Source organism: Streptomyces sp. NPDC058685, assembly GCF_042714725.1.
Classification (GTDB): Bacteria; Actinomycetota; Actinomycetes; order Streptomycetales; family Streptomycetaceae; genus Streptomyces.
In genome coordinates this window covers 81,692-99,052 of sequence record NZ_JBHXSL010000017.1, presented here as the reverse complement: position 1 = coordinate 99,052, position 17,361 = coordinate 81,692, and the positions used below count along the sequence as shown (strand labels likewise).

General features: G+C 68.5%; 15 protein-coding genes. 9 read left to right on the top strand and 6 right to left on the bottom strand.

Annotated features, from left to right (window positions below):
* Nucleotides 1-228: 228 nt before the first annotated feature.
* Nucleotides 229-3,822, top strand: coding sequence for a type I restriction endonuclease subunit R (locus ACFWU3_RS16975; protein WP_384437427.1), 3,594 nt, complete (start codon nt 229-231; stop codon nt 3,820-3,822).
* Between the two features lie 98 nt (nt 3,823-3,920).
* On the top strand, nt 3,921-4,613 hold the full coding sequence (locus ACFWU3_RS16970) for a M48 family metallopeptidase (protein WP_384437517.1): 693 nt from the start codon (nt 3,921-3,923) through the stop codon (nt 4,611-4,613).
* Between the two features lie 103 nt (nt 4,614-4,716).
* On the opposite strand, the gene ychF is transcribed toward ACFWU3_RS16970, so the two are convergent.
* Entirely contained in the window at nt 4,717-5,805 is a 1,089-nt protein-coding gene (gene ychF, locus ACFWU3_RS16965) for a redox-regulated ATPase YchF (protein ID WP_384437424.1), read from the bottom strand.
* Between the two features lie 184 nt (nt 5,806-5,989).
* Here ychF and ACFWU3_RS16960 point away from each other — a divergent pair, with 184 nt between their 5' ends.
* Nucleotides 5,990-6,562 carry a DUF6542 domain-containing protein gene (locus tag ACFWU3_RS16960; protein WP_384437422.1) on the top strand — a complete coding sequence of 191 codons (573 nt, stop codon included), beginning with the start codon at nt 5,990-5,992 and terminating at the stop codon, nt 6,560-6,562.
* A 53-nt stretch (nt 6,563-6,615) separates the two neighbouring features.
* On the opposite strand, the gene ppgK is transcribed toward ACFWU3_RS16960, so the two are convergent.
* Nucleotides 6,616-7,356, bottom strand: coding sequence for a polyphosphate--glucose phosphotransferase (gene ppgK / locus ACFWU3_RS16955; RefSeq protein WP_384437418.1), 741 nt, complete (start codon nt 7,354-7,356; stop codon nt 6,616-6,618).
* A 30-nt stretch (nt 7,357-7,386) separates the two neighbouring features.
* Nucleotides 7,387-8,391 carry a 4-hydroxy-3-methylbut-2-enyl diphosphate reductase gene (locus ACFWU3_RS16950; RefSeq protein WP_384437415.1) on the bottom strand — a complete coding sequence of 335 codons (1,005 nt, stop codon included), beginning with the start codon at nt 8,389-8,391 and terminating at the stop codon, nt 7,387-7,389.
* 223 nt (nt 8,392-8,614) lie between these two features.
* On the opposite strand from ACFWU3_RS16950, the gene ACFWU3_RS16945 reads away from it, so the two are divergent.
* From ACFWU3_RS16945 to ACFWU3_RS16930, 4 genes are all read left to right on the top strand, one after another.
* On the top strand, nt 8,615-9,925 hold the full coding sequence (locus ACFWU3_RS16945) for an APC family permease (RefSeq protein WP_384437514.1): 1,311 nt from the start codon (nt 8,615-8,617) through the stop codon (nt 9,923-9,925).
* A gap of 39 nt (nt 9,926-9,964) precedes the next feature.
* Nucleotides 9,965-11,173: an exodeoxyribonuclease VII large subunit gene (xseA, locus tag ACFWU3_RS16940; protein ID WP_384437412.1), complete on the top strand. Its 1,209-nt coding sequence runs from the start codon at nt 9,965-9,967 to the stop codon at nt 11,171-11,173.
* Nucleotides 11,174-11,202: 29 nt separating this feature from the next.
* Entirely contained in the window at nt 11,203-11,454 is a 252-nt protein-coding gene (locus tag ACFWU3_RS16935) for an exodeoxyribonuclease VII small subunit (protein ID WP_384437410.1), read from the top strand.
* Nucleotides 11,455-11,580: 126 nt separating this feature from the next.
* Complete coding sequence (locus ACFWU3_RS16930) at nt 11,581-12,171, top strand: malonic semialdehyde reductase (RefSeq protein ID WP_384437407.1); 591 nt, start codon at nt 11,581-11,583, stop codon at nt 12,169-12,171.
* 136 nt (nt 12,172-12,307) lie between these two features.
* Here the strand turns inward: ACFWU3_RS16930 and ACFWU3_RS16925 are convergent, their stop codons facing one another.
* Nucleotides 12,308-12,862 carry a DUF4245 domain-containing protein gene (locus tag ACFWU3_RS16925; protein WP_384437404.1) on the bottom strand — a complete coding sequence of 185 codons (555 nt, stop codon included), beginning with the start codon at nt 12,860-12,862 and terminating at the stop codon, nt 12,308-12,310.
* 115 nt (nt 12,863-12,977) lie between these two features.
* Between ACFWU3_RS16925 and glpX the strand changes: the two genes are divergently transcribed.
* The gene (gene glpX / locus ACFWU3_RS16920; RefSeq protein WP_313944346.1) at nt 12,978-14,009 is read left to right on the top strand and encodes a class II fructose-bisphosphatase; all 1,032 of its coding nucleotides are present in this window, start codon (nt 12,978-12,980) and stop codon (nt 14,007-14,009) included.
* Nucleotides 14,010-14,178: 169 nt separating this feature from the next.
* Here glpX and ACFWU3_RS16915 read toward each other — a convergent pair whose 3' ends face one another.
* Together ACFWU3_RS16915 and ACFWU3_RS16910 are read right to left on the bottom strand one after the other, a co-directional pair.
* Nucleotides 14,179-14,532: a WhiB family transcriptional regulator gene (locus ACFWU3_RS16915; protein ID WP_313944347.1), complete on the bottom strand. Its 354-nt coding sequence runs from the start codon at nt 14,530-14,532 to the stop codon at nt 14,179-14,181.
* 152 nt (nt 14,533-14,684) lie between these two features.
* Nucleotides 14,685-15,344, bottom strand: a complete 660-nt coding sequence (locus tag ACFWU3_RS16910; RefSeq protein ID WP_313944348.1) for a DUF1707 domain-containing protein — start codon at nt 15,342-15,344, stop codon at nt 14,685-14,687.
* Between the two features lie 253 nt (nt 15,345-15,597).
* On the opposite strand from ACFWU3_RS16910, the gene ACFWU3_RS16905 reads away from it, so the two are divergent.
* On the top strand, nt 15,598-17,295 hold the full coding sequence (locus tag ACFWU3_RS16905) for a fumarate hydratase (RefSeq protein ID WP_384437399.1): 1,698 nt from the start codon (nt 15,598-15,600) through the stop codon (nt 17,293-17,295).
* The last annotated feature ends 66 nt before the right edge of the window (nt 17,296-17,361 follow it).

Below are 17,361 nucleotides of genomic sequence, written 5' to 3'. Positions count from 1 at the left end.
CGCGGCGGGCGCCCCGATGGGACGAGGCGCCGCAGACGAGGAAGCATACGTACCGGCGATACGCGACCAGAGGCTTCGATTCGGCACTGTCCCAAGTCTCTTGCTGCCCCACCTCACGGCTTGGTCAAAGGCCGAAACGCCTCTGGCTGGATCACTGTCCAGACGTAGGGTTGCCCTATATCCCAGGATGGCACTGGTACGTACTTGTGAGAGGCAGGGAGTTCAGCAGTGGGTGGGCAGCAGGGGCTACCAGAAGACGCCGGACTGGAGCAAGCGGGACCGGAGCATCTGAAGACCGAGAAGCCGCTGATCAGGCAGCTGGTCGGACTCGGGTGGGAGCACCTGGAAGGAGCCACTCCTGGAAAGCCGGTCAGCAGCGCCGCACTGTCTCAACGAGCCACGTACAAAGATGTCCTCTACGGGGATCGCTTCCGGGACGCCGTAGCCAAGATCAACCCTGCCCCCGGAGGCGGCGGAACGTGGCTGACTCCCGCCCAGCTCGACCGTCTCCTCGCCCTCGTCCTGGGCACCGCCCCAGGCCAGGGGCCGGCCGAACGAGGGGTAGCCGCCAACCTCGCGGTCACGAAGTTGCTACGCGATGGCGTCAATGCCCGGACCCTGCCTGGCTGGCGGAAGGGCGACCCCGAGCATGTCCAGCTTGTCGACTGGGACGGGGAAAACGGCGGGCGTAATGATTTCCTGGCAGTGAGCCAGTTCCGCGTGGACCGCGAAGGGCTGTCCCATGTCACCCCGGACCTCGTGCTATTCGTCAACGGGCTGCCTTGGGTTGTCATCGAATGCAAGGCCCCGCTCACCTCTGGAAGCGACAGCAGGGCTGCCTTGGACGACGCTGTCGGCCAAGTCTGCCGGTACGCAAGCCTTGAGTCCCCCGCGCCTGTGCCGGAGTTCACTCGGTACGCTCAGGTCCTGATCGGCACCGACAGGACCTACGCCGAGCTCGGCACCGTCACCTCAACCCCCGAGTACTTCACGCCCTGGCGCACAACTGAGCCCGCGCCCGCCGATGGCTGCGACACCGACATGGCCGTGCTGGTCACGGGGGTGCTTACCCCCGGCCACCTTCTGACGCTAGTGCGAGATTTCACCACTGAGCGCGGCCAGGGCGGTCACACGCTCAAGGTAGTCGGTCGTTATCAGCAGTTCCGGGCCGTCCGCCGGCTCGCCCGAGCGCTCAGGGAGCGCACGACAGCGATCGCGGCAGGACACGAGGCCAGCCAGCGGGGTGGGGTCATTTGGCACACTCAGGGCTCTGGCAAGAGCCTCACCATGGCCTTCCTGGTGCGTCATCTCAGGAGCAGCCAGCAGCTCAAGGCGCACAAAGTCGTTGTCGTCACGGACCGCATCGATCTCGAGAAGCAGATTCTGGAGTCGATGGCCGCGGCTGAGGAGACCGTCCACCGAGCGGAAGGGGTGGCGGACGCACGTGCTCACCTCGCCGTCCGAGTGCCCGATGTCGTCTTGGTCATGCTCCAGAAGGCCCAGCGCGACGACACCGCTTACGACGGGCGCGAGGAGAAGCTGGGCACTGCGGGCCAAGAGAAGACACACGTTCAAGTCAACGTCGCCAATCCCAGTTCACGCATCGTGGTCCTCATCGACGAGGCTCACAGAGGCCAGGACCGCTGGCTACACGCCCGGCTTCGAGCACTGTTGCCCAACGCCGTGCTTGTCGGTTTCACCGGAACGCCCATTATCAGCGACGCACGCAAGAAGACCGAGGAGATCTTTGGGCCGATCGTCGACACGTACACGCTGCGTGACGCCGAACAGGACCGATCTGTCGTGCCAGTGCGCTACGAGGCGTACGACGTGCCTTTGGAGGTCGTTGAGAAGGCCGCGTTGGACGCCAAATTCGACACTCAGGTTCCTGCTGATCCGCAGCAGCGTGAACGCGTGCTGCGGAAGTTTGCACGCCGGAAAGAGGTGCTCGAAGCCCACTCTGTGATCGCGGACAAGGCCGACTACATGCTGCGGCACTGGGCGGTCAACGCTATGCCCGACCGATTCGGTGCCCAGTTGGTCGCAGTGTCCCGGCGTGCGGCTGTCCGGTACCGGAGCGCTCTGCTTTTCGCCCGTGACCGACTGGTCCGCCAGCTCGATGCCCTGGACCCAGCCCTACGCCACGATCCGGCAGCAGTGCTCGGTGCCAACGAGGAGACACGAGAGCTCCTGGCCGTCCTCCCCCACCGGGATGTCCTCGCTTCCATCGACGCCGCAGTGGTGATCCACGGTGATCGGCAGAAAGATCCCGCGGATTGGCGGGACTGGACATTGAAATCCCGGCAAGACTCGCACATCGAGCGATTCAAAGCGGGACTTGGCGATCCGCTCGGCTCTGCGGTCGATCCGTCTTGGGATGTTGATCCGCACGGGATGCCAGGTCAGGGACTGTTCTCACCCGAGGCACCTGTGACTGATGTCTGGACAGCTGGGGAAGAAACCAGCGAAGTGACGGATAAGGATCGTTGGGATACCACGGACGACGATCAGGAAGCAGCCGAGCCGTTGGCCTTCCTCGTCGTCCAGTCGATGCTCCTGACAGGCTTCGACGCACCCGTTGAGCAGGTCCTCTACTTGGACTGTGCCCTCTCCGGTGTGGGACTTCTCCAAGCCGTAGCGCGCACTAACCGCCCATACCCACGCAAGAGGTGGGGCTTGGTCGTCGACTTCGTGGGCATCGGCAACGATTTGGCCCGCTCGTTGCGCGACTACGAACAACATCACCTGCGCCAGGTCTACGGCTACCAGGACGTCAGCGTCGACCACCTCGCACGGGACTTCGCGGGAGATCAGCCCACCGGGGACGGACTGCTCCTTCAGGCAGACGCTGCTGCCGACAAGCTCCTGAAAGACCTGCACAGCTCTGTCTCCCGCTTCCTAGAAGCACGAAACCTAGCCTCGTACGACATCTACGGAACCATTTCCCTGGCCGACGAGCAACGCCGTGAGGCGCTCCTGGAAGAGCTAGCCGACCCGCTGGCACGTGGTGAGTTCGACGAGCTGGTGCGCGCCTTCCTTACCGCCCTCGGCGCTGTCCTTCCCCGTCCGTACGCACTCATCTACGAGCAACTGGCCGGCCACCTCGGCGAAGTCCAGTATCTGGCACGTCAGAGCTACCTGGACGGTCGCGACGAGTTCAGCCCGCGCCGGTACGGCGCCAAGGTGCGCAAGCTCATCGCCGACCACATCCGGGTCACCGGTGTTGAGTTGCGGATTCCTCCCGTCGCGCTGACCGCGCCCGACTTCATGGAACGCGTCGAAGCGAACCAAGACGTACGCGCCAGGACCCGCTACATGATCAGTCGGCTGCGTACGCACATCACAGCGAATATCGGCACGGACCGTGCGCGCTATGAGCTCTTCAGCAGCCGCCTGGAAGAGATCGTCCAGCGGATGCGCCAGGATTTCGAGCAGGCCGCTGCCGACCTCACCCGGCTCGTCGGAGATGTCACAGAGGACGTTGAGGAGCCGGGTCCGAGCCTCGATCCGCTGACTGAAGGGCCGGTGTACCGAGCGCTGACTAGAGAGCTGGAGCAGGGCGACTCTGTCTCCGTGCCTGAAGACGTAGATCTCTACGAGGCAGCGTGCAGCATCTCCGTGGACATAGCCGCGTTGGTGAGACAACCGCACTTTCCGGCACAGCCCGATGCGCGCGACGATGTACGCAGGGAGCTCCGGTTCAGAGTGGCAGACCACCTCCACATCGAGTGGGAGGCGACCGCCGACCTGGCGGCCGGGCTCTTGGAGCTCGCCGTGGAGCGCCGTGACGACTTCCTGCGCTACGGGAGACGGTCCCGTTAGCAGATGCAGCGTCGGCGGCGCTCACGGCCCCTGTCAGCGCCAGATGGTACGAATGACTGGTGAGCCTCACCGTCCAGTCCGCCCTCGCGTCACTCCCAATGCCAAGGGAGTGGACGTGGCAGGTCGTCGTGCGACCACGGCGCCGGACGCTGGGGATTGAGATCCGGGAGGACGGCGGTGTGCTCTTCGCTGTGCCGGCGGACGCCGATCCACAGGCCGTCGCTGAAGCTGTACGCTCTCGGCTGCCCCGGCTTGCCGACGAGGTAGAGCGACGCAGGCATGGCGGAGGGGAACCTGTCAAGGAGCTGGTGGGCGGGACGAGCTTCGCGTACCTCGGGCGCCGCCACCGGCTAAAAGTAGTGCAGGCCGGTTCGGATAAGCGGGTGCGACTGAACCAGGGCTGGCTGGAGCTTCCAGAGACTGAGTCCCCGCGACAAGGTGCTCGCCTGATTGCCCAGTGGTACACAGCGCGAGGTACACGATGGGCATCCGCCCGCGCTGCACCTCTGGCTGAGCGCACGGGTGTCACTCCACGGGGTGTGACGGTCCAAGAGCTTGGAGAACGATGGGGAGCCTGCGAGCCTGACGGCTTTATCAGGCTGCACTGGGCACTCATGCAGCTACCGCCGAGCCTCGTGGATCTGGTTCTCGTCCATGAGCTCACACACCTGAAAGTACCTACCCACGGTGCGGCCTTCCGGCGCAGAATGCGTATGACGCTTGAGGACCTTGACACTCTGGAGCGCCAGTTCAGCGAAGCAGAGCCGAGTCTGTGGCGCGGAGCCATCTGACCGCTAGTGCATGCACAGATTGAGAGCCACGCAGAAGGGCCCGCCTACGGAGGCGGGCCCTTCATGCTCGCGTTCCCGAGAACGAGAGTGGTTTAAATTTCAACTAGATGTTGAAGCGGAACTCCACCACGTCCCCGTCCTGCATCACGTACTCCTTGCCCTCCATCCGCGCCTTCCCCTTCGCGCGCGCGTCCGCCACCGAGCCCGTCTCCACCAGGTCCTCGAAGGAGATGACCTCCGCCTTGATGAAGCCCTTCTGGAAGTCGGTGTGGATCACACCCGCCGCCTCCGGAGCCGTCGCGCCCTTCTTGATCGTCCAGGCGCGGGATTCCTTCGGGCCCGCCGTCAGGTACGTCTGGAGGCCCAGCGTCCGGAAGCCCACGTGGGCCAGCGTGGCGAGGCCCGGCTCCTCCTGGCCCACCGACTGGAGGAGTTCGAGCGCCTCCTCGTCATCGAGTTCGGCGAGGTCCGACTCCAGCTTCGCGTTGAGGAAGATCGCCTCCGCCGGGGCGACCAGCGCGCTCTGCTCCGCCTTGAACGTGTCGTCCGTCAGCTCGTCCTCGTCGACGTTGAAGACGTAGAGGAACGGCTTGGTGGTGAGGAGGTGCAGGTCGTGCAGGAGCTCCTCGTTGCCGGAGCCCTGGACGATGCCCGCCGAGAAGAGCGTGTCGCCCTTCTCCAGGATCTCCTTGGCCTCCTCGACCGCCTTGACCTTCGGCGCGATGTCCTTCTTGATCCGCGATTCCTTCTGCAGGCGCGGCAGGACCTTCTCGATGGTCTGGAGGTCGGCCAGGATCAGCTCGGTGTTGATCGTCTCGATGTCGTCCTTCGGCGAGACCTTGCCGTCGACGTGGACGACGTTCTCGTCCTTGAAGGCGCGGATGACCTGGCAGATCGCGTCGGACTCCCGGATGTTCGCCAGGAACTTGTTGCCCAGGCCCTCGCCCTCGCTCGCGCCGCGCACGATGCCGGCGATGTCGACGAAGTCCACCGTCGCCGGGAGGACCCGCTGGGAGGAGAAGATCTCCGCCAGCTTGGTCAGGCGCGGGTCGGGGACGCCGACCACGCCGACGTTCGGCTCGATCGTGGCGAACGGGTAGTTGGCCGCCAGCACGTCGTTCTTGGTCAGGGCGTTGAACAGGGTCGACTTGCCGACATTCGGCAGGCCGACGATTCCGATCGTGAGCGACACGTTGGCGACTTCCTGAAGTGAGGACTGGCGATGGGCGCCCGGCCCGATGGTGGGCCGATCCCCCAGTTTACGGGCGGCCCCGGCCGCGCAGCGACGGGTGCCGGGAGTCGAACTCTTCGCCAAGGTCACCCAAAGGGCGTGTCCTGTGCCTGATTCCTCCCCACTCGCAACCTACGTTGGTCCGGTGGAGCAGCACAGGACGAGCAACCCCCGGCGCCGGCAGCGCCCGCAGGCACCCCTTTCGCCTCCCGGGCCCCTCTCCCCGCAGGTCGCGGACGGCCCCGCCGTGTACGGGGTACGGGCGGCCCGTCCCGCACGGAACGTGCCCCCCGTGGTCCTCGCCCTGCGCAGACTGCCCAACCCCCGGCTGACGGGTATCGGCGGCGGGCTCTTCGCGTCCGCCACCATGCTGGTGCTCGGCTCGCTGGTCTGGCTGCTGTTCGACGGTTCCGCCGTGGTCTACGGGGTGCTGTTCCTGCCCGTGTGCGCGCTGACCGCGCTCTGGGTGCGCGAGGCGGACCTGGTCACCGCCCCGATCGGTGTGCCCATCGCCTTCGCCACCGGAATCGTGCCGATCTCGGGCGGTGAGGGCGGGATCGGCGGCCAGATCATGGCGGTGGTCACCTCGCTCGCGGTGCACGCCGGCTGGCTGTACGGCGGAACGCTCGTGGCGGGGCTGATCACCTGCGTACGCAAGGTGCGGGCGATGTCACGACGCAAGCGCCGCACCAGGCCCGCACCCCCGCCCCGCCGCTAGGTCCTGTCGCCCGGACAGGACCTGGAACCTCTCTCACGCGGAGAGGAGCGGCGTCACTTGCTCGCCGACGCCATCGCCGCGCCCACGATGCCCGCGTTGTTCTGCAGTTCCGCCGGAACGATCTCGGCCCTGATCCCCTCGATCAGCGGCACGAACTTGTCGGCCTTGCGGCTGACGCCGCCGCCGATGATGAACAGCTCGGGCGAGAACAGCATCTCCACATGGGCCAGGTACTTCTGCACCCGGTGCGCCCAGTGGGGCCAGCTCAGGTCCTCGTCGTCCTTGACCTTCGTCGACGCGCGCTTCTCCGCCTCGTGACCGTGCAGCTCCAGATGGCCGAGCTCGGTGTTGGGCACGAGCCGGCCGTCGACGAAGAGTGCGCTGCCGATGCCGGTACCGAAGGTCAGCAGCATGACGACGCCCTTGCGGCCCCGGCCCGCGCCGAAGGTCATCTCCGCCACGCCCGCCGCGTCCGCGTCGTTCAGCAGGGTCACGCCGACGCCGCCCAGACGCTCATTGAGCAGTCCGGCCGCGTCCACGTCGATCCAGCCCTTGTCCACGTTGGCCGCGGTGCGGGTGACGCCACTCGTCACCACGCCGGGGAAGGTCACGCCCACCGGCCCCGACCAGTCGAAATGACGCACCACTTCGACGACGCCGTCCGCCACCGCATCCGGCGTCGCCGGATGCGGGGTCAGCACCTTATGTCGTTCCTGCGCCAGGTCACCGCGCTCCAGATCCACGGGAGCGCCCTTGATGCCCGATCCGCCGATGTCCACTCCGAACACGTTCATGGACACAACGTTACGGGCAGGGCCCGTCGGTTACTCCCCGGACGCCCGACCCGCCAGCTTCGCGGCCTCCGCGCGCAGATCACGCCGCAGCTCCTTGGGCAGCGAGAAGGTGATGGACTCCTCGGCGGCCTTCACGATCTCGACGTCCTCGAAGCCGCGCTGCGACAGCCACTCCAGCACGCCCTCGACGAGCACGTCCGGTACGGACGCGCCCGAGGTGACGCCGACGGTGGCGACGCCCTCCAGCCAGGCCTCGTCGATCTCGTCCGCGAAGTCGACCAGGTGCGCGTCGCGTGCGCCGGCGCCGAGGGCCACCTCGACGAGCCGGACGGAGTTCGAGGAGTTCTTCGAGCCGACGACGATGACCAGGTCGGCCTCGGCGCCCATCTGCTTGACCGCGATCTGACGGTTCTGCGTGGCGTAGCAGATGTCATCGCTGGGCGGGGAGATCAGCTGCGGGAACTTCTCCTTCAGCTTGTCCACCGTCTCCATCGTCTCGTCGACGGACAGCGTGGTCTGGGAGAGCCAGACGACCTTGGACTCGTCGCGCACCTCGACGTTCGCGACATCGTCCGGGCCGTCGACCAGGGTGATGTGGTCGGGGGCCTCGCCGGAGGTGCCGATGACCTCCTCGTGGCCGTCGTGGCCGATGAGCAGGATGTCGTAGTCGTCGTTCGCGAAGCGGACCGCTTCCTTGTGGACCTTGGTGACCAGCGGGCAGGTCGCGTCGATGGTGGCGAGCTTGCGTTCCGCCGCCTCGTCGTGGACGACCGGGGCGACGCCGTGCGCGGAGAACATGACGATCGATCCCTCGGGGACCTCGGCCGTCTCCTCGACGAAGATCGCGCCCTTCTTCTCGAGGGTCTGCACGACGTATTTGTTGTGGACGATCTCGTGGCGGACGTAGATCGGCGAGCCGTACTGCTCAAGGGCCTTCTCAACAGCGATCACGGCGCGGTCCACGCCCGCGCAGTAGCCACGGGGAGCGGCGAGGAGGACGCGGCGGGCAGGAGGCGTAGCAGTCATGCCCCCCATCGTAAGGCCGCCCAGAAGAGGCGGGAGATCACCGCCCGGGGGAAGACTGATGAACGGTACGCGACGGACGGAGGGCGGGATGGCCGCGGCGGACATGTCCCGGCCGGACGACGGGAACAGCGGTCCGGACGACGGGAGCAGCGGTCCGGACGGCAGGGACGGCGGGCACGGCAAGGACGAAGCGGGCTCAGGTCTGCGGCGCAGTCTCGGTTTCCGTGACCTCATGGTCTACGGGCTGCTGTTCATCGCGCCCATGGCGCCCGTCGGCATCTTCGGCACCCTGGACGCGAAGTCGGACGGCGCGGTGGCGCTCGTCTATGTCGTGGCCACGATCGCCATGGCGTTCACCGCATCGAGTTACGCGCAGATGGTGCGGGTCGCCCCGCAGGCCGGGTCGGTCTTCACCTACGCCCGCAAGGGGCTCGGCGAGGGGCCCGGCTTCATCGCCGGGTGGATGGCGATGCTCGACTATCTGCTGATCCCGGCGGTCGCCTACCTCTTCTCGGGCATCGCGCTGGAGGCGCTGATCCCGGAGGTCGACCGGTGGGTGTGGACGGGGATCGCGGTCGTGGTGACCACGCTCCTCAATCTGTGGGGCGTGCGGGCCGCGGCCCGGGTGGGCTTCGCGGTGCTGGCGATGGAGATCGTCGTCCTGCTGGTCTTCGCCGTGTCCGCGGTGGTGGTGCTCGCCCGGGACGGAGCGCAGCGCGGCTGGCTGTCGCCGTTCACCGGGGACGCGGGCTTCTCGATGACGGCGGTGCTCAGCGCGGTCTCGGTCGCGGTGCTGTCGTATCTGGGGTTCGACGCGATCGCCTCGTTCGCCGAGGAGGTCACCGGCGGGTCGCGGAAGGTGGCCAGGGCGGTACTGCTCTGCCTGGGCCTCGCGGGTTTTCTGTTCGTCGCGCAGACCTATCTGGCCGCGCTGCTCGAACCGGTGTCGTCGGCGGAGCTCGCCGCCGATCCGGCGGCACAGGGCTCGGCGTTCTACGACGCGGTGGACGCCTCGGTGGGCACCTGGCTGCACGATCTGGTGGCGCTGAGCAAGGCGATCGGCGCGGCGTTCGCGGCGCTGGCCGCGCAGGCGGCGGCCGGCCGGCTGCTGTTCGCGATGGGCCGGGACCGCCGGCTGCCGCACATGCTGTCGCGTACCGACTCGGGCGTGCCACGGGTCGCGCTGCTGCTGGCGGCCGCGGTGACGATGGCCGCCGCGGTGTGGGCGGCGCGGCTCGACGACGGTCTGGACCAGCTGGTGTCGGTGGTCGACATCGGGGCGCTCACGGCGTTCGTGCTGCTGCACGCGAGTGTCGTCGGCTGGTTCGTCGTGCGCCGGGCGGAGGGCCGCCCGGACTGGCTGCGGCATGTGCTGGTGCCGGTGGTCGGCACCGCCGTGCTGCTCCTGGTGATCGCCGAGGCGGCCCGCTCGGCGCAGCTGGTGGGCGCCGTCTGGCTGGGGGTGGGACTGGTGGTCCTGGCGGTCCAGTGGAGGCGCCCGCGCACCCCCTTGCCCGGCGCGGAGTCACGCGGCGGGCCGTGACGGCCGGTGTTGTCGTACGCGGCCGATACGCTCGCCCGTATGGCTCTCAACACGTCAGCGGACGCGCCCCTGCCGGTCGGTGAGGTGTCACGGCTGATCGGCGGGTGGATCGACCGGCTCGGCGCGGTCTGGGTGGAGGGGCAGATCACTCAGCTGTCGCGGCGGCCGGGCGCGGGAGTCGTCTTCCTGACCCTACGCGATCCCTCGTACGACATCTCGGTGAGCGTCACCTGCTTCCGGCAGGTCTTCGACGCGGTCGCGGACGTCGTGGCGGAGGGCGCGCGGGTCGTGGTCCACGCCAAGCCCGAGTGGTACGCCCCGCGCGGACAGCTGTCGTTGCGTGCCGTGGAGATACGGCCCGTGGGCATCGGCGAGCTGCTTGCGCGGCTGGAGCAGCTGAAACGGACGCTGGGCGCCGAGGGGCTGTTCGCCCAGGAGCGCAAGCGGCCGCTGCCGTTCCTGCCGCACCGGGTGGGTCTGGTGGTCGGCCGGGCGTCCGCGGCGGAGCGGGACGTCCTGGAGAACGCCCGCCGTCGCTGGCCCGCGGTCCGTTTCGAGGTGCGCAATGTGGCCGTGCAGGGCGTGCACGCGGTCGCGCAGGTGGTGCACGCGGTCAAGGAGCTGGACAGCCTCCCGGACGTGGACGTGATCATCGTGGCGCGGGGCGGCGGCAGCGTGGAGGACCTGCTGCCGTTCTCGGACGAGCAGCTGGTGCGCGCGGTCTCCGAGTGCCGTACGCCGGTGGTGTCGGCGATCGGGCACGAGCCGGACTCGCCGCTGCTGGACCTGGTGGCCGATCTGCGGGCGTCCACGCCGACGGACGCGGCGAAGAAGGTCGTGCCGGATGTCGGCGAGGAGCTGGAGCGGGTGCGGCAGCTGCGGGACCGCGCGCTGCGCACGGTGCGGGCCCTGCTCGACCGCGAGGAGCGGGGACTGGCGCACGCGCTGGCCCGCCCGGTGATGGAGCATCCGCAGCGGATGGTGGAGGAGCGCGAGGCCGAGGTGGACGCGCTGGTCGCCCGCAGCCGGCGGGTGCTCGGCCATCTGCTGGACCGTGCGGACTCCGAGCTGTCGCACACCCGCGCGCGGGTCCTGTCGCTGTCGCCGGCGGCGACCATGGAGCGCGGTTACGCGGTGCTCCAGCGCACGGACGGGGCGGTCGTCAGCTCGCCGGACGATGTGGCGGCGGGCGAGGAGTTGCGGGCGCGGGTCTTCGAGGGCGAGTTCGCGGTACGGGTGTCCGAGTGAGTACGAACGGGGCGAATAGGGTGGGCGGCATGGCAGCCAGGACGGAAGAGAGCACGCTCGGCTACGAGCAGGCGCGGGACGAGCTGATCGAGGTCGTGCGCCGCCTGGAGGCCGGCGGTACGACGCTCGAGGAGTCGCTGGCGCTGTGGGAGCGCGGCGAGGAGCTGGCCAAGGTGTGCCGCCACTGGCTGGAGGGCGCCCGCGCCCGTCTGGACGCGGCTCTGTCCGGTGGCGGCGACGGCGACAGGGAGACCGACGACACCGCCGATTCCGACGACTGAGCAGGTCAGCGGCGTGTGGAGTGTGAGTCGGATCACGATCGGCGTGTAGTTGAAATTTAATCCATCGGGACAGGGTTGACCCCCGCGTACTGAGCACACCCTGCACCACCGGAAGGTTCGACCAGCATGACTCTCGTTCTCGACTCCGCCGCCCAGGATCTCCTCTTCCGTGAGGCCCGCACCGCCAACACGTTCACCGACGAGCCGGTGACCGAGGAGCAGGTGCAGGCGATCTACGACCTGGTCAAGTACGGCCCCACGGCCTTCAACCAGAGCCCGCTGCGAGTCGTCCTGGTCCGCTCCGCCGAGGCCCGCGAGCGCCTGGTGGGTCACATGGCCGAGGGCAACCGGCCGAAGACCGCCGCCGCCCCGCTCGTCGCGATCCTCGCCGCGGACAACGAGTTCCACGAGGAGCTGCCGACCCTGTTCCCGCACTTCCCGCAGGCCAAGGACGCCTTCTTCTCCGAGCGCCCGGTCCGTGAGCAGGCCGCCGGTCTCAACGCCGCCCTCCAGGCCGCGTACTTCATCGTCGGCGTCCGCGCCGCCGGTCTGGCCGCCGGCCCCATGACGGGCTTCGACCCCGCGGGCGTCCAGAAGGAGTTCCTGGACGGCGACCACACGCCGCTGATCGTCGTGAACATCGGCAAGCCCGGTGAGGACGCGAGCTTCCCGCGGTCGCCGCGGCTGGCATACGAGGACGTCGTGACGACCGTCTGACCCGCAGGGCACAGCAGAAGGCCGCCGCACCCCTGAGGGTGCGGCGGCCTTCGGTATGTCTGTCTCCACCTCAGGACGGTCCACCGTCAGAGGCCGTGCCGCGGGAAATCCGGGGTCCTGTGCGGCAGGTTCCGCCTCAGGGCGCCACGGACGGCTCCGGAGCCTTCTCCGCCTCCAGCGCCGCGGCCATCTCCGCGAGCCGCGCCAGGGACGCCGTTCCGGTCACCACGGTCGTCGAGCCCTTGTCCTCGCGCACCAGGGCGTCGTACTTCGCACCCTCCCAGCGCTGCCAGGTCACGCCGTTCACCTGCTGGGTCTTCTCGGTCCGCTCGGCGCGCTGGCTGACCTTCGCCACGTACTTGCGGGCGGGCTCGGTCGACTGCTCCACCGCGACGTACTCGCCGTCCGGGTCGAGGAACCCGAGGTGCCAGGCGTCGGCGGAGGTCCGCGCGTACGTCACCGAGGTCGGCTTCCACTCCTTCGGCAGGCCCTGGGGCGCCGCCACCGGATAGGGTGCCGCTCGCCGTGCCGTCAGCAATTCGACCCGGTAGTCGACCGCCTTGACCGGATCCGCTTTGTCGTCGTGCGGAATGAACACATAGATCACCGCGACGACGGCTCCGATCACCGCCATCGACAGCACCATGTCGCGCACCGTCTGTCTGCCTCGCATACCTGCCACGCCCCCCATGGTCGCATCAAGGGTGCGTGCTCAAACGTGGCCCCCACTGCTCATTTTGTCGACGTACCGATAGAGTCGCAGCACCCTCTATTCCGGCCGTCGTCGTACAGAAAGGTGCGCTCCGATGACCGACAACAGTCTGCCGTCCCAGCTCGAGGTCTCTCCCGAGGCTCCCGACCGCAACCTGGCCCTGGAGCTCGTCCGGGTCACCGAGGCCGCCGCCATGGCCGCGGGCAGGTGGGTCGGCCGCGGCGACAAGATCGGTGCCGACGGAGCGGCCGTCAAGGCCATGCGGACCCTCGTCTCCACCGTCTCGATGAACGGCATCGTCGTCATCGGTGAGGGCGAGAAGGACGAAGCCCCCATGCTCTTCAACGGCGAGCGCGTCGGCGACGGGACCGGTGCCGAGGTCGACATCGCCGTCGACCCGATCGACGGCACCACGCTCAACGCCAAGGGCATGCCCAACGCCATCGCCGTACTCGCCGCCGCCGACCGCGGCACCATGTTCGACCCGTCCGCGGTCTTCTACATGGACAAGCTGGTCACCGGCCCCGAGGCCGCGGACTTCGTGGACATCAACGCCCCCGTCTCGGTGAACATCCGCCGCGTCGCCAAGGCCAAGCACTCCGCGCCCGAGGACGTCACGGTCGTCATCCTTGACCGCCCCCGCCACGAGGGCATCGTCAAGGAGATCCGCGAGACCGGCGCGCGCATCAAGTTCATCTCGGACGGCGATGTCGCCGGCTCGGTGATGGCCGTGCGCGAGGGCACCGGCGTCGACATGCTGATGGGCATCGGCGGCACCCCCGAGGGCATCATCTCCGCCTGTGCGATCAAGTGCCTCGGCGGCACCATCCAGGGCAAGCTGTGGCCGAAGGACGACGCGGAGCGGCAGCGCGCGCTCGACGCGGGCCACGACCTGGACCGGGTGCTGCACACCACCGACCTGGTCAGCGGGGACAACGTCTTCTTCGTCGCCACCGGCATCACCGACGGCGAACTGCTGCGCGGAGTGCGCTACCGCTCGGAGACGGCCACGACGCAGTCCCTGGTGATGCGCTCCAAGTCGGGCACGATCCGCCAGATCGACTCCACGCACCGGCTCTCGAAGCTGCGCGCGTACAGCCAGGTGGACTTCGACCGGGCGCAGTGAGCCGGGCCCGGTGAGCCGGACGCGGTGAGCCGCGGTGCGGTGCGGATGCGCCGCGGCGCCCGAACCGGGCCTGCGGCACACCGCGGCGGTACGACAGAACGGCGACGAAAGGGGCGCCCCATGTGCGGGGGCGCCCCTTTTCGTCTGTCCTTCGACTGTCCGCGTCGTCTCAGGCCGCGGACTGCGACTTCTTGACCTCGACCTCGCGCCGCCTGCGCCTGGCCAGCACCACCCGGCGCTCCGCCGCGGTGAGGCCGCCCCACACGCCGTACGGCTCGGGCTGGAGCAGTGCGTGCTCCCGGCACTCGACCATCACCGGACAGCGGGCGCAGACCCGCTTCGCGGCCTCCTCGCGCGACAGCCGTGCGGCGGTCGGTTCCTTCGAGGGGGCGAAGAACAGCCCGGCCTCGTCCCGACGGCACACCGCCTCCGCGTGCCAGGGTCCGTCCTGATCCGACCTGGCGGGTGCTCGCTGGGCCGGAACGGCGGTGACCTGCAAGGACTGGTAGGGCAGCTGCAGCACGGTCTACTCCTGACGACGGCTTCGCGAGCGAGAGACGATGCAGCACTCCCTACCCGCTGTACGCACTCCTATTCACTGCGTGGTACCGCGCTGAGGAGGCGCGGAACGGCGCAGCGGCGTGCGTGGCCGAAAACCGCCCATGAGGGCGGACGTCAGCGGAAGTGTTTCCGCAGGCGATCGTGGAGGTCGGAGACCCTCCGGCCGCGTTTCGGCTTGGCTTCGACATTGCCGAAAACCGTGTACCCGTTGACGACGACCACGGGCGCCTCGGGGTCGGCCGACTCCAGGGTGAGCACCTCGAAGTTGCCGAAGAAACCGGTGCCGCTGCCGCGCAGCGAGATGTTCTCGGGTACCCGCACCTCGACGTTGCCGAAGATGGCCGTCGCGTTGATCACCGTGAGCCGCTGTTCGAACAGCGCCTCGGTGAGGTCGATCTCGATGCTCCCGAAGAGCGAGAAGGCGTTGGTGCGGCGGCCGACGCGCCAGCGGCCCTTGCGCACGGAGCTGGAGAAGACGGCGATCAGGTTCTCGGCCGGCCCGGCGGGCGCCTCCGGCCCGTAGGCGTACGCACCGGACTCGCCGCTCCTGCGGGTCGCGGGCAGGTCCTGGACCAGCGGTTCGAGTTCGCCGACGGTCTTGGCCCGATAGGCGGCGTCGATCCGCTCGGCATGCTCCTCGGCGTCCAGCCGGCCCTCCGCCAGGGCGTCCCGGAGGATGTCGGCGATCCGGTCCCGGTCGGCGTCGGACGCGCGGATCCCCGCGCCGGGCTCCGCGGGGACGACGGGCTTCTGGGGCTGCTTTTCGAGGTCCACGGAACCAGCCTAGCGAAACGCGATAGATCGCGACTAGGGCCTGTCGTGCGGATCAGGCCGGATCGGTGAGTGGGGGTCCCCCCGCGCCCGCAGGGCGCAGGGGGAAGGTCGGGTGCGTGCGATCCGCGCCGCGAGGCGCCCGGGCGCCGGGTGAGCCTTACCTCACAAGCTCAGGGCCCGAGGGCCGTTCTACGCTGGGAGCGCGCCGCCAACGGAGGCGGCGCTGCTGTCTGCCGAGTGAGGAATGGCCGTAATGCCCTCTGTCTCCCGCCCACCCAGCCCTGCGTTCGCGTACTCCGATCTGCTCCCGCTGGGAGAGGACACCACGCCCTACCGGCTGGTGACCGCCGAGGGCGTCTCCACCTTCGAGGCCGACGGTCGTACCTTCCTCAAGGTCGAGCCCGAGGCGCTGCGCACGCTCGCCGCCGAGGCGATGCACGACATCTCGCACTACCTGCGGCCCGCCCACCTCGCCCAGCTGCGCCGGATCGTGGACGACCCGGAGGCATCCTCCAACGACAAGTTCGTCGCGCTCGACCTGCTGAAGAACGCCAACATCGCCGCCGCCGGCGTGCTGCCCATGTGCCAGGACACCGGCACGGCCATCGTGATGGGCAAGCGCGGCCAGAACGTCCTCACCGAGGGCGGTGACGAGGAAGCCCTCTCCCACGGCATCTTCGACGCGTACACCAAGCTCAACCTGCGCTACTCGCAGATGGCTCCGCTCACCATGTGGGAGGAGAAGAACACGGGGTCGAACCTGCCGGCCCAGATCGAGCTGTACGCGACCGACGGCGGCGCGTACAAGTTCCTCTTCATGGCCAAGGGCGGCGGCTCCGCCAACAAGTCGTTCCTCTACCAGGAGACCAAGGCCGTCCTGAACGAGGCCTCCATGATGAAGTTCCTGGAGGAGAAGATCCGTTCGCTGGGCACGGCCGCGTGCCCGCCGTACCACCTGGCCATCGTCGTCGGCGGCACCAGCGCCGAGTTCGCGCTGAAGACCGCCAAGTACGCCTCCGCCCACTACCTCGACGAGCTGCCCGCCGAAGGCTCCCCCACGGGGCACGGCTTCCGTGACAAGGAGCTGGAGGAGAAGGTCTTCGAGCTCACGCAGAAGATCGGCATCGGCGCGCAGTTCGGCGGCAAGTACTTCTGCCACGACGTCCGGGTCGTCCGGCTCCCCCGCCACGGTGCCTCGCTGCCCGTCGCCATCGCCGTCTCCTGCTCGGCGGACCGCCAGGCCACCGCGAAGATCACCGCGGAGGGCGTGTTCCTGGAGCAGCTGGAGAAGGACCCGGCGCGCTTCCTCCCCGACACGACGGATGAACACCTCGGCGAGTCCGCCGAGGCGGGTGACGTCGTGGAGATCGACCTCAACCGGCCGATGGACGACGTCCTCGCCGAGCTGACCAAGTACCCGGTCAAGACCAGGCTCTCGCTGACCGGCCCACTGGTCGTGGCGCGCGACATCGCGCACGCCAAGATCAAGGAGCGGCTGGACGCGGGCGAGGACATGCCGCAGTACCTCAAGGACCACCCGGTGTACTACGCCGGCCCGGCGAAGACCCCCGAGGGTTATGCCTCCGGCTCCTTCGGCCCGACGACGGCCGGCCGGATGGACAGCTACGTCGAGCAGTTCCAGGCGGCGGGCGGCTCCAAGGTCATGCTCGCCAAGGGCAACCGCTCGAAGCAGGTGACGGACGCGTGCGGCACGCACGGCGGTTTCTACCTGGGCTCCATCGGCGGACCGGCCGCGCGGCTCGCGCAGGACTGCATCAAGAAGGTCGAGGTCGTCGAGTACGAGGAGCTCGGCATGGAAGCCGTGTGGAAGATCGAGGTGGAGGACTTCCCCGCCTTCATCGTGGTCGACGACAAGGGCAACGACTTCTTCACGGAGCCGGCTCCCGCGCCGACGTTCACCTCCATCCCGGTGCGTGGCCCCGGCCTGTGAACGGCTCGCTCCCCGTTCCCCGCGCCGCCCGAAGGACGGCGCGGGGAACGGGAGTTGCTCCGATCT